This is a genomic window from Metabacillus rhizolycopersici (genome assembly GCF_020075705.1).
This window is the reverse complement of the sequence record NZ_JAIQUM010000060.1, coordinates 17,597-33,509: the sequence shown is the minus strand read 5'-3', so window position 1 is coordinate 33,509 and position 15,913 is coordinate 17,597. Positions and strand designations below refer to the sequence as shown.

Sequence of the window (15,913 nt, the reverse complement as noted above, 5' to 3'; positions counted from 1 at the left end):
AAACCATCTTTCAATTTTGAACCATGCGGTTCAAAATGTTATCCGGTATTAGCTCCGGTTTCCCGGAGTTATCCCAATCTTACAGGCAGGTTACCCACGTGTTACTCACCCGTCCGCCGCTAATATCTGGGAGCAAGCTCCCATCAATTCGCTCGACTTGCATGTATTAGGCACGCCGCCAGCGTTCGTCCTGAGCCAGGATCAAACTCTCCAATAAAGTAGTTTGACTTGCTCATAATTTTGTACTGTATAGTACGTTTTTGTTAATCGAAATTAACGTTGGCACGCTTGGTTTTGTTTAGTTTTCAAAGATCATTTAATTGTCACTTCGTCTAGAAGCAACTTTATTAATTTAACATCCCATTTTGAATTTGTCAACACTTAATTTGTTTTTCAATTCTCAAGTTTGTGATGTTGTTTTCGTCACATTCATTAGCGACGTTTAATAATATATCATGATAAAATAATTTAATCAAGCAGTTTTTTATGAAATTTTATTATTTTATAAAATTAGAATGTAAATAACGATTGCTTGAATAAGCAATGCTTCCATCCTTGACGATTTTCTTTATCTACTACGGATCGTTAACAATACTAACCTTAGCTTTTAAAGAAAGTTTCACCCCTATCTTCACTTATTTGTAATTCACTAAAACCTTTATGGTGGGGTTATTACCTGTTAATGCGGGATTAACCGTTTTACCAGCTATCCTTCAAGGCTATATAATTCTCCACTTTACTCAACCTCAATTATAAAGACGACAAATTCAGCATCTCTCGCAATGATTCCAACTTTTATTATTGCTATTATCATGGTTTGCTTCCTATCTATTAACATCACCACGATTAGTTACACGAAAATAACATTTCAAAATCCCTTAGTCAATGGTGGAGGGCTTCATTAAGTTATCAGAGTCGCCTCTTGTTAAGTTACTTTCTCTAGCGAACGGGACAGACTTCTGAAAAAGTTATCATATTACTAGAGTAATTGGCATCTATTAGTAGAAAGATTAGCTAAAGAAAAGGCGGAGGACAGATGATGAATGTTTCTTATGCAGTAATGTTACTTACACTTTTTCTATCCATATTTCATTTCTCTTACGGTTATAAAGAAGCGATTCGAATTAGCAATGAAGAGGGACCTGTTCAAGGGTTGTTTGTGATTGTCAGCATCCCCCTCGGTTTTACATTCGCTTATTTGTCATCGATTTTTTATCAACAAGTTTAACATAGTACGTTCAGACGTTGTGCATTTTGCATAACGTTTTTTTATACGCTCAAATCTAGTCACCAAAAAGCAAAGATTATTTGTTTCCTATTTAACTAAATATCAATTATCATGATTTTTTTCTTGGTTCCTTCATAAATATCAGTAAGAAACATCTCTGAAGGAGGTAACTTTGAAAAAAATTAAACTTATTTTTAGAAATCTTATTTCTTTCTTTATTTCCTTTTACTTGATAATTGTTTTTTTACTTTCTCTATTTTTACTAGTAAGTATACAAGTGAGCCTTGTTATTAACATAATGATGATTCTCTTTTCTTTTGGGCTATTTTGCTTTTGTATTTATAAATTTGTATATGCGAAACGGTCTTTCCACCTTCTTTATTTCAAAGGATTAAGCGGACTACTTTCTTTTACGTTTTTAACGATTACAACTTTCTTTGTATTGATATTCTTTTTTTCCATCAATCTTATGATTTCAAATGAACCAAGCAAAAACCTGACGTTAGAGGAAAAATTCAATTTATATATGATTCTATTCAGAGAAAATCAGACTTCGCAAACGAACTATAACGCAATCAAGGAAAATAAATTAGTCCAATCATATCTAAATGTAGAAATTTATTATGAACCAGATGAAAGAGATCTCTTACCAATCATAAAACAGAATCTTGATACAGCTGACTCGATAACAACAAGTTTATTCGGATCAGTAAAAGATAACGAAATTGACCTTATTCTCCACCCTTCTACAGAAGAACTTTACGAAAGTACGAAACTATTTGAGACGATGGGCTATTTTGATGATCCTAATGATACTTTGGGTGTTGCAATTTCAGATTTAGAGGAAATAGTAACTGACCGCATGCCTGGAACTTTTTATTTCCAGAGCACATTAATGCATGAATATACTCATTATCGCTTACAAGCATTCATTAAGGAGCAAGGACTTTTCGTTTATAAAGTTCCACTTTGGTTTCACGAGGGTGTTGCTGAATTTGTCGGGATGTATAATGTCACACAACGATATTATCCTTTTCGAGAGACATCATTTACAAAACTTGTTACTCATGATGATTGGGAAAAATATCGTTTGAAAGACTATGATGTTTACCTCCAAAGCTTGTATGCGATTCAATATATAGTCAATCAATATGGGGAAACGATGATTAAGTCGATTATTGAAGAAACAGCGAAGGCGAATGATTTTAATGAAGGGTTTACGCGGGCTACCGGTATTACAATAGACGATCTTCAAGCACTTTATTTAGTGGAAGCAAAACAAACGGGTGATGAAACATAGGGAATTACATAATAGATAATATTCAAAAAAGCCTGCGCTAGCTTGCAGGCTTTAATTCCTTCTTTACACCTATTCGGTTTATCCATTTTTCTAGCAAAAACAAAATAATTCCCACCATGATAACAATACTACCTATTATTTGAGTAATAACCACTTTTTCATGTAGTATATAGTAAGCAAGAATAATCGCACCAACAGGTTCAAATAGGATCACAACCGAGATTGTGTTGGCACTTACCCATTTTATCGACCAATTCAAAAGTGAAAGCCCTAAAAGCGTCGGAATGATAGCTAATAAGAGGAATTAATACCAATCTGATAATGGATACGGGGCTAAAGGATACTTCAATAGTAAACAATAGATGAACAACGTAATCGAACTACTTCCATAAACAATAAAAGTATACAACGTTAAGGAATGGCGTTTTCGAATCTCCTGACCCATTAAAAAATTCGCTGTTACCAACGCACAAGCTACTAGTGCTAGCACATCCCCAAACAACGCTAATCCACTTATTTTTGAAAACCTCCCCAGCTAATGATTACACTGCCAGCAATGGCAATTCCTCCACTGATTATCGCAATTTTCGACACCTTTTCTTTGAAAAAGAAATACGTTCCGATAAACGCAAATAATGGCTGTAATGTAACAAGTACAACAGATCTTGCAACAGAGGTGTAGTTCAATGATTCAAACCATAAAATAAAATGAAAAGCTAAAAATACACCAGCAACTATTGAAAAGATCCAGTCTTTCTTTGACATCCTCTTTACTTCACCTAAATTTTTCACGAAAAAAATGGCGCGATTAGGACTGTTGAAAAGAACAATCGATAAAAGGCAATAACAGGTGCAGAAGCAGAAGTCAGCTTGACAAAGATTGCAGAAGTTGAAACTGCAAGTACTCCAATTACTAGAGCTACGTATGGAAATAGTCGTGAAGATTTCATCCTATGTCTCTCCTAACTTTTCATCTAAAACCTAACCTATTCTATCATAATAAGAACGAGATAAAAGAATGAATATTCAGACTATCAAACCAAAAAAACTAAATAGAATATAATCGAGGAGGATGAACAAATGAATAGGTTTAAGGAACTACCATTTCTACTAGCTATTATTTTACTTCTAAGCATGATCCTTTCACCGTTTGCATCTGCAGATGAACCCGAGAAGTTGAATGTTGTCTCGCTTGGTGATTCGATTACGTACGGTTACGGACTTTCAGAACCAAGCAAAGCTTATCCCCATTTAATCGGAAATGGGTCGAATCATGTTACGAATATAAGTTACCCAGGTTGGACATCTACTGATTTATTAACTGATTTAAAAGCCAATCAAGCCGCTGCTGCCAAGCTACAAGAAGCGGATGTTATCACGTTAAATATTGGGGCAAATGATTTAATGCAGGCAATTGGAATTGGAGAAATTATCGCCTCACAACAGCCGTTTGTTCCAACAGAAGAGCATTTAGCTAAAATAGACCTTGCATCGAATCAGCTGGCTGTAAATTTACAAGAAATGATTACGATTATCCGTGCGAATTCAGCTGCACCTATTTTACTGTACTCTATCTATAATCCTTTTGGACCAAGTCAAGATCCATTTGCCGCTTCCTTACATATGCTGGGTGAGCAAGTTACAACAAATGTAAACACTCTAGTAATAGGACCTTTATCGTCCGTTACAGGGGCCATTTATCTTGATACAAATTCAACTTTTAATGACAATCAATTAACTTATATTATTCCTGGAGATATTCACCCTACATTAGCAGGACACAAAGCTTTAGCAAAACTAGCTACTAATGCATGGATTGCAGTTCAACCGCCTAAAGAAGAAATTACCATCGAAGAAGCTATGAAAGAAGATCCAGAGGAAGTGGAGCCTCCAGCAGAAAATAAACCATCAAACATAGCTACTTCCATGTTTAGCTTTTTAACTGTAGGATTTTGTTTAATTGGCGCTGGTGCTGGAGTGTTTATTATACAAAGAATACGTAAACTAAAGAGTGAGAAAACTCATTTCTAATTAAGAATATTTATCTTTAAATAATGTAAAAGCCCAATCCTATTTTCATTTTAGGATTGGGCTTTTATTGTATCTAATTCTAGGCTCTTTAAAGAGTTAGTAGATTAAAGATTACGTTAGCTTTCACTACTAATTTTTACATTCATCAAGATGAGCAATCTATGCATTAGATTTATGAAGCTGACTCTGTTTCTGAAAATTGGCTTTCATATAAGTCTGCATAGAAACCACCTTGTGCAAGTAGTTCTTCATGAGTACCTTTTTCAATGATATCTCCATGATTCATGACAAGAATGAGGTCGGCATCACGTATCGTTGATAAGCGATGTGCAATGACAAAGCTTGTTCTTCCTTCTAATAGCTTGGTCATCGCTTTTTGGATTTTCATTTCGGTTCGCGTATCGACACTACTTGTTGCTTCGTCAAGAAGCAAGATTTTCGGTTTTGCAATGATTGCCCGGGCAATGGTCAACAGCTGACGTTGACCTTGAGAAATATTCGTCGCATCTTCACCTAGCACTGTGTCATAGCCATCTGGAAGTGTACGAATAAAGTCGTCTGCATATGCATTTCTAGCTGCTTTTTCAATCTCCTCGTCTGTCGCACCTTCATACCCATAGGCAATATTTTGGCGTATCGTTCCGTTAAAAAGCCAAGTATCCTGTAAAACCATTGCATACAGGCTTCGAACTTGTTCTTTACTCATATCGGTTAAGCTAACACCATCAATTTTGATTGCGCCTTTATCTAGCTCGTAAAATCTCATTAAAAGATTGACAATCGTCGTTTTACCAGCACCAGTTGGGCCAACAATCGCAACAGTTTGCCCTTCTTTTACTTCAAGACTAACATCGTTAATGACTGGCTGATCTTTTTCATATCCAAATTGCACATGATCAAAGACGACATGACCATGAAGACTATCAACCTGGATTGGCGCATCGTTTTCTTGTTTTTCCTCTTCTTCATCCAATAATTGAAAAACGCGTTCTGCAGAGGCAATCGCCACTTGAATCATGTTTGCAATCCCTGCTGCTTGTGCTAGTGGATATGAAATTTGCTGTGTATATTGAATAAATGCTTGTACGTCACCTACTCGAATGCTTCCATTTAATACAAGTAGTCCACCTGAGATCGAAACGATAATAAAGCCAAGATTTCCGACAAACCCCATTAACGGCATCATGATGCCCGAAATAAATTGAGCCTTCCAGCTTGAGTGGTATAATCGATCATTTATCTTCTCAAACTCAGCAATTGATTTTTGCTCATGCCCAAAAGCTTTAACTACTTGGTGACCAGTAAACATCTCTTCAATATGACCATTGATATTACCAAGTTCCGCTTGCTGTTTAACAAAGTGCTTTTGGGAAAACTTTGTCACAAATTGCGCTACCCCTAAGCTAAGTGGGATTGTAATTAAAACGACTAATGTCAAAATCGGACTTATAAATAGCATCATAATAATAATCCCAACAATCGAAATCACCGAGTTTATGATTTGTGTTAGTGCCTGTTGCAAAGCATTATTGATACTATCAATATCATTCACAGCTCTACTCAATAAATCACCATGAGAATGCTTGTCAAAATAACTAAGTGGTAATCGCGAGAGCTTTTCATTCACTTCTTTTCGTAGTTGGGCAACCGTTCGTTGCGAAATGCTTGCCATCACATATTGCTGAATATACGCAAATAGCGAAGAAAGAAGATATAATCCAATTAAAAGTAATAGAATTCTAGCTATAAAATCAAAATCAATCGATGTTCCAGCTGTAAAGCTACCAAAAATAGATGAAGTTGCATCACCTAACAGCTTCGGACTTACAACACTAAACAAGGTTGAAAGAATCGCTGCAATCGTAACTAGAATCATCCGATTTTTCCAAGGTTTTAAATAACCGAATAGTCTTTTAAACGTTTTCTTAAAATCTTTTGGTTTTTCGCCCATCATTCCTGGACCCGGACCACGATGCATCCCTCCACGCATTGGAAAACCACCTGAACGGTTCTTTTCACTCATGCAGACGCCTCCCCATTTTCTTGAGATGCCACAATTTCTTGATAAATTGTATTTTCAGCTAAAAGCTCCTGATGTGTCCCAACACCAGCAATCTTTCCTTCATTTAAAACAATGATTTTTTCGGCGGCTTTCACAGTATTCACACGCTGCGCAACAATAATAATGGTCGCATGAGACGTTTCTGTTTTTAGTGCCTGACGGAGCTTGCTATCTGTTTTATAATCAAGCGCTGAGAAACTATCATCGAACAGATAAATCTCTGGTTTTCTTACCAACGCTCGCGCAATCGATAGCCGCTGCTTTTGACCACCAGAAAGGTTAGACCCAACTTGCTCAAGTTTACTTTGAATACCTTCGTCTCTTTTTTGCACAAAATCACTCGCTTGAGCCGTCTCCAAAGCAGCATGAATCTCTGCTTCTGTAGCATCTTCTTTCCCATAGCGTAAATTTTCCGCAATTGTGCCACTAAATAAATTCGCTTTTTGCGGAACATATCCTAATTTATCTCTAAGTGTGCTTTGTTTTATGTTGCGAATATTGACTCCATCGATCAAGATGTCACCACTTTCCACATCGTAAAATCGCGGAATTAGTTGTAACAGAGTTGATTTTCCTGAACCTGTACTACCAATTATCGCAGTTGTTTCACCAGGCTTAGCCGTAAAAGAAACACCCTCAAGAACAGGCCTTTCAGCTCCTTCATAACGAAAAGTAACATCTTTGAATTCGACGAATCCTTCACTCTGTTTTGTTTGCACTTCCTGGTCAGGATCTTTAATCGTCGATTTTGTTAATAAAACTTCATTTAATCTCTTTGCAGATACTTGAGCACGCGGAATCATAATAAATGCCATCGACAACATGATCAACGACATTAAGATCATCGAAGCATACTGGATAAAAGCCAATAAATTCCCCACTTGCATATCTCCTTGATCAATCCGCATCGCTCCAAACCAAACGATTGCGATATTCGTAAAATTCATGATAATGAGCATAATCGGAAACATTAAGGCCATCAACTTTCCTATTTTAATTCCTGTATCACGAAAATCCTCATTCGCCACATTAAAGCGATCCTTTTCAAACTCCACTCGATTAAACGCTCTGACAACGCGAATCCCAGTTAACACCTCTCGAAGAATAAGGGTTAAACGATCCGTCTTTTTCTGTAGCGCTGAAAAATATGGAATGGCTTTTCTAGCAACGATAAAAATAATAAGTGCTAAAATTGGTAATGCTGCAAGGAATACTAGCGATAAATAACGGTCTCGTGACACCGCCAGAAAAACACCACCGATTAACATTAATGGAGCTCTCGTCATCATTCGTTGCATCATATTAATAACATCTTGAACTACCTTTACATCATTTGTTGTTCGAGTAATAAGCGACGCTGATCCAAACTTTTCATACTCCTGCAGAGAAAAATTCTCCACATGCACAAAAAGCTTCTTCCGCATATCTCGACCAAAACCAAATGATACTTTCGAAGCAAAATAACTAACGCCGACCGATAATAATATCGCCAGCAAAGAGAAAAGAAGCATCCAGCCCCCTGTTTGTAAAATAAAAGACACATCCTGATTGACAATCCCGACGTCAACAATATCTGCCATAAGTGTTGGTAAGTATAACTCAAATAAAATGGCTGCTAAGGAAAAAATAACGACGAGGAACAGTTGAGCTTTGTACGGCTTCAGATGTTTGATCATATCTAACATTTTTTGTTGGTCACCTTCTTTATGTATATAGATCTTGCTTTGATACTTTGCGTTCCTATTATAGTATATCTGATTATTGTTCACCTAATGAAATAATTATTTAATGAAAATGAGTTAATGCGATAATTAATGGTGAGAAGTGCTAAGTGGGGAGATTTTAGAATAATTTGAAAACACATTCTAAAAATCTTGTATTTTTTTGAAAATATAGTATACTATTTAAAATAATCAATTTTCTATCGTGGGGCATTAGCTCAGCTGGGAGAGCGCTACGCTGGCAGCGTAGAGGTCAGGGGTTCGAGCCCCCTATGCTCCATACTAATTTAAATGGTCAAAACTCTTATATATCAAGGGTTTTGACTTTTTTATTTCCAGTATGTCTATCCTCAGAACTTGCACATTTTAAAAACTTGCACAGAATCTGCACAACATAATTTAACATCGATCATTTGTTATTAGGATGGATCACATTTTTCTATCCATATGTACCGTATTCCAAACTGGATTGTCTTCGGCTAATCTTTCTTCAAAGCCTTTAGCTTTCCAAAAAGGGATAGCCCCAGGTAGAAACAGATGTGTATGTAAATAGACTTTTTCATAACCAACATCGTTACAGAAACGCAAGGCTTGATTAAATAATATCGTTCCAATTCCCAATCGCCTATAATTCGAATCAATATAGCACTTTACAATTTCTGCAGTTGGAAGTTGATCTTGAGATAACATCGGAAAAATTTCTTTACGAATCCTCATCATAAATTCAATTATCCGACTGATATCATCTTCTTGAACTTTTTTAATTTTATAAGACTGCTTTATATTTATTTCTAGCTTACACCCCCTTCTCTACATATAGTTTTCACAACTCTATTTTCCCGTTCTCGATTTATGTTACTACTTTGCCCTAATAATTTAGCACGTACATAAAGCTACTATCAGTCCTTTTAGATTTTCTAGGTTCGCTCATTTATTTTGAAGTTGTAAAGAAACTTCCATGATGACGAAAAATTACCAGTAACACATTTTTAGCAATTAGTAATACCGAAATGCATGCTGAATTAAGCGACAGAGCCTTATTTTTTAAAAGCTACCTTTCACAGATTAGCCTAAAATTCCTCCCCACTAAGGTCCAACAAATCCCGCTTTATGTATTACTTTGAATGGTTCATATCTTCTACTCAACAATTTCCCAAAACTGAGATGCTGCTTTTGGAATTCGTTCGTCTTTTAATTTTATGATGACGGGCTCCACACTAAAATCAAAGTGTTTTAGTTCTAAATGTGTTATATGTTCTAATAATGGCGATGCATAATCCATTCTTGGAATAACAGATAAGCCTACTCCTCTACCAACAAGTGATGCAACCATCATTATATCTTTACACTCGATAATGATATTTGGCTTAACGTGATGATCATCAAAAGCTTTAAGAATGTCTTCAGTGAAGGAGACTCCTTCCATCGCTCCTAGCATAATGAATGGGTACTGGGCAATCTGTTCAAACGTAGCGTGCTGTGATGGAAAAGAAGAAGACCAACTAGTCGGGATAATAACGACATATGGTTGTCCTTTTAAAATCCTCATATTATATTGTTCACTATTGTTTGTACGTAAAAGTAAGGCAACATCAATTTCTCTTTGTTCGAGCCGTTTTAATAATTCTTCAGAGTTGCTGTTAATTATACTGATCTTAACATTTGGGTATTGTTCTCTATACTTAATGATATAATCAATCAGCATATTCGAATAGGCTGTCGATACACCAATGCGCACCATTCCCGCAGTACCTTGTTCAATCTCCTGAATTTGCTCCTTCACAGCTTGCATTTGCATGGTCATTTGCGTGGCATATCGATACAATAGTTCACCAGTTTCTGTCAGCTCCCATTTTTGGCGATAACGATGAATTAAAGTCGTGCCAAGCTCCGTCTCAAGCTTTTTTAATAGTTGACTAAGCGGTGGCTGTGCGATGTGTAGCACTTCTGCTGCTTTTGAAATGCTGCCCTGTTTCACAATTTCTTTGAAGTAATGTAATTTTCGAATATCCATTTCACATCTCCATCATATGTTTTTTCATATGATTAGTTTATCATATATATATTTTTCATATCTCAAAATTGATGATACGATAAATTAGTAAAATATTATAATAGAAAGCGAAGGATTTTATGAATTGTATAAATGTCCCCATGAAGCGACTCGGCTTGTACGTGCTCGGTTTATTTATTTTGTCACTTGGCGTTAGCTTTTCGATTCAAGCAGGACTTGGCGTATCTCCCGTGTCATCACTAGCATACGCATTTTCATTAACTGCAGGCTTATCGATCGGCATAACAACGGTGCTTGCAAATGTTTTATTTATTATCATTCAAGTAATTTTAAATAAAAAAATCAAGTTAAAAGAGTATTTGCTTCAATTAATTATCGCATTTTTATTTGGATTCTTTATGGATGCTACACTCTTCATCGTACAACTTCTCCCAACGCCCGAAACAATCATTGTTCAATGTATCTATTTAATTATTAGTTTATTCATTGTATCAAGTGGTTTACTCGGTTATTTTACTGCAAAATTTCCATTAATGCCTTACGATGCGTTAACGCATGTAGTTAGCGAACGATTTAAGCTGATATTTAGCAAAGCCAAAATTACAAGTGATTTACTTAATGTTTGTGTGGCCGGTGCAGTTTGTTTAATTTTCATTCATTCATTTGGCTCAATCGGGATCGGAACACTGGCCGCCGCATATTTTATTGGAAAGATTCTAGGTTGGATGATGGCGCATTTCCAACAGCCCCTAGAGCAGTGGGTATACCACAATGAAAAGTCGGAATCCATCTCAGTAAAATCAATGTAGAGAAAGCATAATTAAATGAAAATAACATAAAACGAGACTTCCGTCGGTAGGGTTTTTCTTTATCCCCTCTGGTGGAAGTCTCATTTTATAACGATTTAGCATAATTAAAGATCCAAAATCTGTTGATATTACACTAGGAATGGATATAATATTATATTCTTAATACTAGCAACATCTGCCACAAAATACTCTACTCACTTTAAAGAGAATTACTTTTGTCCATAATAAGCAACCGGACCGTGTTTCCTTAAATAATGCTTATCAAGCAGAAATTGATCTATTACGTCTATTTGTGGATTCAACTGAAATGTATGGAATGCCATTTTGGCCACTTCATCTAGTACAACTGCATTATGAACAGCTTCATCTGCATTCTTTCCCCAACAAAATGGGGCATGTGAAGCGACAAGAACGCCTGGCATTGCTATTGGGTCAAGGTCTAGTTTTTCAAAAGTTTCTATGATGACATTGCCTGTTTCTAATTCATATCCATTCATAATTTCTTGTTGAGTTAGTAGACGTGTTATAGGAATTTCACCGTAAAAATAATCCGCATGCGTCGTTCCAAGCCCTGGAATCGGCCGATGAGCTTGTGCCCAGCTCGTAGCCCATGGTGAATGAGTATGAACGATTCCGCCAATTTGCGAAAATCCACGGTACAGAGCAAGGTGTGTCGGGGTATCGGAAGAAGGTCTTAAAGTCCCTTCCACGATTTCGCCATCAAGATTTAAAACAACAAGATCCCCAACTTTTAACTTTTCGTATGGAACACCGCTTGGTTTAATAACAACTAAACCTTGTTCTCGGTCAATTCCGCTTACATTTCCCCAGGTAAAAGTGACTAGACCATGTTTTGGAAGCTGAAGATTCGCTTCCAAAACATCTTTTTTCAACTGTTCTAACATACTGTTTCCTTCCTATCTTTTTAATTCAAGCTTAGCATGAAAAACTTCTTAATTAAGCTGTTATAACAAAGCTGCTCTTTCTTCTTTTAAATTAAACTATCAATGGCTGCTTGCTCGATTGTAAGTCCTTGTTTATAGCGCTTGATAAAGACTTCAAAGCCTTCAGCATCTTTTTCGTCTGCATCTACTTTTACACCGGCATAGTCAATAAATACTTTTTTGTCAAGATACTCTTCCAATGATTCATTTTCTTCTCTTTTGGTCATAAAAGATGCAAGCAGAGCAATCCCCCATGCACCGCCTTCACCAGCAGTTTCCATAACAGATACAGGTGCATTCATAACTGCGGCCATTACCTTTTGTCCAACACCTTTGGTCTTAAACAATCCTCCATGTCCCAATATTTTGTCAATCTGAATATTTTCTTCATTTAACAGAATATCCATTCCGATTTTCAGAGCTCCAAGTGCTGAGAATAAATGTACGCGCATAAAGTTTGCAAGATTGAAATTACTTTCTGGTGAACGTACGAATAATGGCCGACCTTCTCTCATTCCTGTGGTATTCTCACCAGAATAATAGCCGTAAGACAATAGTCCTCCGCAATCCCTATCCCCTTCAAGGGCCTTATTGAATAAGATTTCGAAGATTTTGTCTGTATTTACTTTACAACCTAGAACTTCTGAAAACTCACTGAAAAGCTTCACCCAAGCATTGATATCAGATGAACAGTTATTCGCATGAACCATACCAACCAGATTACCAGAAGGCGTGGTAACTAGGTCAATCTCCGGATAAACCTTTTTCAATTCTTTTTCCAGCACAATCATAGCAAACACTGAAGTTCCTGCTGAAACATTTCCTGTACGCTCTGAAACACTGTTTGTTGCGACCATACCAGTTCCTGCATCGCCTTCTGGAGGACAAAGTGGAATACCAACTTGAAGGTTCCCGCACACATCTAATAGCTTTGCTCCTTCTTCTGATAAGTGCCCGGCTTGATTGCCGGCAAGCATCACCTGTGGTAAAATTTCTTCTAATTTCCACGGATAATTCTTTTCACTGATCAAATCATTAAAAGCTTGAATCATCCTTATATCATAATTCTTTGTTTCCACATCAATTGGAAACATACCGGAAGCATCTCCAATCCCTAAAACTTTTTTGCCTGTCAACTTCCAGTGGATATAGCCAGCTAGTGTGGTGAAAAAATCAATATCTTCTACATGTTCTTCTTCATTTAGAATTGCTTGATACAAATGAGCAATGCTCCATCTTTGCGGGATATTATAATTGAAGAGCTCTGTTAATTTTTTTTCCGATTGTTCAGTGATTGAATTCCTCCAGGTACGAAATGGAACCAACAACTCTCCATCTTTGTTAAACGCCATATAGCCGTGCATCATCCCACTAAAGCCAATTGAACCAACGTTTTGAAGAGTTACTCCATACTTTTCTTTCACTTCAGTTGCCATTTCTTGATAACTTATTTGAAGACCTTTCCAAATATCATCAAGAGAATATGTCCATATCCCCTCTTTCAAAATATTCTCCCATGCATAGCTTCCGGAAGCTATTGGCGAATGACTGGAATCAATCAAAATTGCTTTGATACGAGTAGAACCAAACTCAATACCTAAAGCTGTTCGACTGTTAGCAATATCAACTTTTATTAGATTCAACTTATTAGCTAATATAATTATTCCCCCCTAAAAACCCCCAACTTTTGAACTCAAAGTTTTAGTCCTTGTTATTCATTTCTTTCTAGAAGTATGTTTTCACGTTCTCTAAAATAATTTGCAGTTTGTGAAACTAAATGATTTAATTTTTTAGGGTCAGGAATAGAGTTCATTGCAGGGTAAGGATCTCCACCTGGGCCTAGTGGTTCAGGAGTAACAAATTTCCCGTCCTGATTATAGCCAATTAGATATAATGCCATAATGATCGTGTCTAAATCCATAAAACCTTGTCCCAATGCACCACGATTACTATCTGCCATATGAAGATTGACAAGTTGATCTCCTGCTTCAAGAACTGCTTCACCAATATGTGCTTCCTCTGATTGCATATGATACACGTCAGCATTAATATGATTGATTCCTTGGTGCCCTACTGCCTTAATATAATTTTTTGCATCAGCTACTGTATGAATGAAACTCGTTTCTGCGGCACGAATCGGCTCAATTACTCCTTTGATGCCATATTTCACAAATAGATCACTAACGATGTTTAACGTCTCCACGCTTCTCTCAAACTCTGCGTCGTCATATGCATTAGGTCTACCTACAGCCCCTGGTACAACTAATAAATAATGTCCTCCAACCTTATTCATGAACTCAAGTTCTCTCTTAATATAATCAATCGCTGCTTGCCGTTTACTTGGAATATTGCTAGAAAGATCATTTTCTACTGAAAACATTCCGCACACACCAGATACTTTCATTTCATACTTTGTAAGGATCTCTATTGTTTCTTCGGCTTGATAACCAAGATCATCCCCATAATGGTTTCCGTGAAGTTCAATAAAATTAATATCGCTTTCTTTTAATCTTTTAACTGAGGCTTCTAACGTTTCAAGCCCAAATCCCCAATTACTCCATGACAAATTCAATTTCTGTTTGAATCGTTCCGGCTGCTCTCTTTTTAATTTGAAAAAGGCTTCGCGAATTTTATGGTCCTTAATTTTATAATTTTGCTCCTGTATCATATTTGTTAACTCCCTATTCTTTTTTATGAAAAATCCCCCTTGATTGCATAGTTCAATTAAGAGGGATTTAGAATTTACGGTTTAGAAATCATAGTCTCCAGCATTTTCTTTTGTAAAGTCAGTAGGAGGTCCCATGATAACAGTTTTTCCATCTTTCCAAAGCTCAATTTCCCCTACATTTTCAACATTTTGTCCATTTTCTGGTTTTTTCCCTTCAACTAAATCTTTTGCAAGGGAAACTGTTAAATATCCTAATTTATCTGGCTCCCATAATACGGCCATATCTAAAGAACCATCTTCTAAATAAGGAATAGAATCCTTTGGTAATGTTCCACCGATAACTGCAATTTTATCCTGCATTCCTTTTTCCTGGATTGCTTGAGCTACTCCAAGTGGCGCTGGTGTTGAAAAAACCATAATACCTTTTAAATTCGGATGAGACTTCATTAAATCTAATGTTTTTTGATACGCTACTTGTTGTTTTTCATCGGTAGGAATTTTATCTGTTACTAACTTAAGTCCAGGATAATTCTCTTCTATTTCTTTCTTTGCAGCATCAATCCAAGTATTTAAATTTGCTGCAGAAAGTCCACCTGTTACAATAGCAATTTCTCCTTCTTCAGTGCCCATTTGTTCAACAAGCGTTTTTGTAAAGTGACGACCATATGCTTCGTCATCAATTTGGTGAACAGATAGTTCTACAAGTGATTGGTCAGCTGGTGTATCCCAGTCGATGATAATAATTCCTTGCTCTTTTGCTTTTTTAAGCACTGGTGTTAATGATGCAGCATCATTTGGTGCAACTGCGATTGCATCAACATTTTGACTAATTAAATCTTCAATAACTTTTACTTGTTGTGCTGCATCTGCTTCTGTTGGACCAGTATAAATAACTTCTACCCCTAAATCTTTACCTGCTTGAATCGCACCTTCTTCGGAAGAGTTAAAATATGGAATACCAATCAACTTTGGAACAACAGCAATTTTTATTTTGTCATTGTCACCTCTGCTTTGTTTTTCACTGCTACTTCCAGCAGCACCGCCTGACACACATCCTGCTAATAAAACTCCTACAAGCATTACTGATGTAATAAGTCCAAGAATTTTTTTCATATTTTTCTCCCTCTAATAAAGTT

The 15,913-nt window shown here is 36.5% G+C and carries 12 protein-coding genes, 1 tRNA gene, 1 rRNA gene and 1 pseudogene; 5 read left to right on the top strand and 10 right to left on the bottom strand.

What is annotated here, in order from left to right; all coding sequences use genetic code 11:
• Positions 1-217, bottom strand: a 16S ribosomal RNA gene (locus K9V48_RS20675); the annotation flags it as partial.
• Positions 218-1,039: 822 nt separating this feature from the next.
• On the opposite strand from K9V48_RS20675, the gene K9V48_RS20670 reads away from it, so the two are divergent.
• Both K9V48_RS20670 and K9V48_RS20665 read left to right on the top strand, forming a co-directional pair.
• Complete coding sequence (locus K9V48_RS20670; protein WP_224141037.1) at positions 1,040-1,228, top strand: hypothetical protein; 189 nt, start codon at positions 1,040-1,042, stop codon at positions 1,226-1,228.
• A gap of 172 nt (positions 1,229-1,400) precedes the next feature.
• Positions 1,401-2,528: a hypothetical protein gene (locus tag K9V48_RS20665; protein WP_224141036.1), complete on the top strand. Its 1,128-nt coding sequence runs from the start codon at positions 1,401-1,403 to the stop codon at positions 2,526-2,528.
• A gap of 37 nt (positions 2,529-2,565) precedes the next feature.
• Here K9V48_RS20665 and K9V48_RS20660 read toward each other — a convergent pair.
• Positions 2,566-3,478 (bottom strand): annotated as a pseudogene (locus tag K9V48_RS20660) (DMT family transporter).
• Between the two features lie 130 nt (positions 3,479-3,608).
• On the opposite strand from K9V48_RS20660, the gene K9V48_RS20655 reads away from it, so the two are divergent.
• Positions 3,609-4,559 carry a GDSL-type esterase/lipase family protein gene (locus tag K9V48_RS20655; RefSeq protein ID WP_224141035.1) on the top strand — a complete coding sequence of 317 codons (951 nt, stop codon included), beginning with the start codon at positions 3,609-3,611 and terminating at the stop codon, positions 4,557-4,559.
• Positions 4,560-4,731: 172 nt separating this feature from the next.
• On the opposite strand, the gene K9V48_RS20650 is transcribed toward K9V48_RS20655, so the two are convergent.
• Together K9V48_RS20650 and K9V48_RS20645 are read right to left on the bottom strand one after the other, a co-directional pair.
• Entirely contained in the window at positions 4,732-6,582 is a 1,851-nt protein-coding gene (locus K9V48_RS20650) for an ABC transporter ATP-binding protein (protein WP_438803911.1), read from the bottom strand.
• Positions 6,579-8,306, bottom strand: a complete 1,728-nt coding sequence (locus K9V48_RS20645) for an ABC transporter ATP-binding protein (RefSeq protein WP_224141034.1) — start codon at positions 8,304-8,306, stop codon at positions 6,579-6,581. Before K9V48_RS20645 ends, K9V48_RS20650 begins: the two co-directional genes overlap by 4 nt.
• Positions 8,307-8,549: 243 nt before the next feature.
• On the opposite strand from K9V48_RS20645, the gene K9V48_RS20640 reads away from it, so the two are divergent.
• Positions 8,550-8,622, top strand: a tRNA-Ala gene (locus tag K9V48_RS20640).
• Between the two features lie 149 nt (positions 8,623-8,771).
• Here K9V48_RS20640 and K9V48_RS20635 read toward each other — a convergent pair.
• Together K9V48_RS20635 and K9V48_RS20630 are read right to left on the bottom strand one after the other, a co-directional pair.
• Positions 8,772-9,062: a GNAT family N-acetyltransferase gene (locus tag K9V48_RS20635; RefSeq protein WP_224141033.1), complete on the bottom strand. Its 291-nt coding sequence runs from the start codon at positions 9,060-9,062 to the stop codon at positions 8,772-8,774.
• A gap of 418 nt (positions 9,063-9,480) precedes the next feature.
• Complete coding sequence (locus tag K9V48_RS20630) at positions 9,481-10,356, bottom strand: LysR family transcriptional regulator (RefSeq protein ID WP_224141032.1); 876 nt, start codon at positions 10,354-10,356, stop codon at positions 9,481-9,483.
• A 119-nt stretch (positions 10,357-10,475) separates the two neighbouring features.
• Between K9V48_RS20630 and K9V48_RS20625 the strand changes: the two genes are divergently transcribed.
• On the top strand, positions 10,476-11,165 hold the full coding sequence (locus tag K9V48_RS20625; RefSeq protein WP_438803910.1) for a YczE/YyaS/YitT family protein: 690 nt from the start codon (positions 10,476-10,478) through the stop codon (positions 11,163-11,165).
• Between the two features lie 209 nt (positions 11,166-11,374).
• On the opposite strand, the gene araD is transcribed toward K9V48_RS20625, so the two are convergent.
• The 4 genes from araD to K9V48_RS20605 form a co-directional block, all read right to left on the bottom strand.
• Positions 11,375-12,070, bottom strand: coding sequence for an L-ribulose-5-phosphate 4-epimerase (araD, locus tag K9V48_RS20620; protein ID WP_224141031.1), 696 nt, complete (start codon positions 12,068-12,070; stop codon positions 11,375-11,377).
• 86 nt (positions 12,071-12,156) lie between these two features.
• Positions 12,157-13,767: a xylulokinase gene (locus K9V48_RS20615; protein WP_224141041.1), complete on the bottom strand. Its 1,611-nt coding sequence runs from the start codon at positions 13,765-13,767 to the stop codon at positions 12,157-12,159.
• Positions 13,768-13,820: 53 nt separating this feature from the next.
• Entirely contained in the window at positions 13,821-14,777 is a 957-nt protein-coding gene (locus tag K9V48_RS20610; RefSeq protein ID WP_224141030.1) for a sugar phosphate isomerase/epimerase family protein, read from the bottom strand.
• Between the two features lie 81 nt (positions 14,778-14,858).
• The gene (locus K9V48_RS20605; protein WP_224141029.1) at positions 14,859-15,890 is read right to left on the bottom strand and encodes an autoinducer 2 ABC transporter substrate-binding protein; all 1,032 of its coding nucleotides are present in this window, start codon (positions 15,888-15,890) and stop codon (positions 14,859-14,861) included.
• Between the last annotated feature and the right edge of the window lie 23 nt (positions 15,891-15,913).

Excerpts from the sequence above, each read along its gene's own strand:
- K9V48_RS20670 (WP_224141037.1), top strand. The coding sequence starts at position 1,040 with ATGAATGTTTCTTATGCAGTAATGTTACTTACACTTTTTCTATCCATA.
- K9V48_RS20655 (WP_224141035.1), top strand. The coding sequence starts at position 3,609 with ATGAATAGGTTTAAGGAACTACCATTTCTACTAGCTATTATTTTACTT.
- K9V48_RS20650 (WP_438803911.1), bottom strand. The coding sequence starts at position 6,582 with ATGAGTGAAAAGAACCGTTCAGGTGGTTTTCCAATGCGTGGAGGGATG.
- K9V48_RS20645 (WP_224141034.1), bottom strand. The coding sequence starts at position 8,306 with ATGTTAGATATGATCAAACATCTGAAGCCGTACAAAGCTCAACTGTTC.
- K9V48_RS20635 (WP_224141033.1), bottom strand. The coding sequence starts at position 9,062 with ATGATGAGGATTCGTAAAGAAATTTTTCCGATGTTATCTCAAGATCAA.
- K9V48_RS20630 (WP_224141032.1), bottom strand. The coding sequence starts at position 10,356 with ATGGATATTCGAAAATTACATTACTTCAAAGAAATTGTGAAACAGGGC.
- K9V48_RS20625 (WP_438803910.1), top strand. The coding sequence starts at position 10,476 with ATGAATTGTATAAATGTCCCCATGAAGCGACTCGGCTTGTACGTGCTC.
- araD (WP_224141031.1), bottom strand. The coding sequence starts at position 12,070 with ATGTTAGAACAGTTGAAAAAAGATGTTTTGGAAGCGAATCTTCAGCTT.
- K9V48_RS20610 (WP_224141030.1), bottom strand. The coding sequence starts at position 14,777 with ATGATACAGGAGCAAAATTATAAAATTAAGGACCATAAAATTCGCGAA.
- K9V48_RS20605 (WP_224141029.1), bottom strand. The coding sequence starts at position 15,890 with ATGAAAAAAATTCTTGGACTTATTACATCAGTAATGCTTGTAGGAGTT.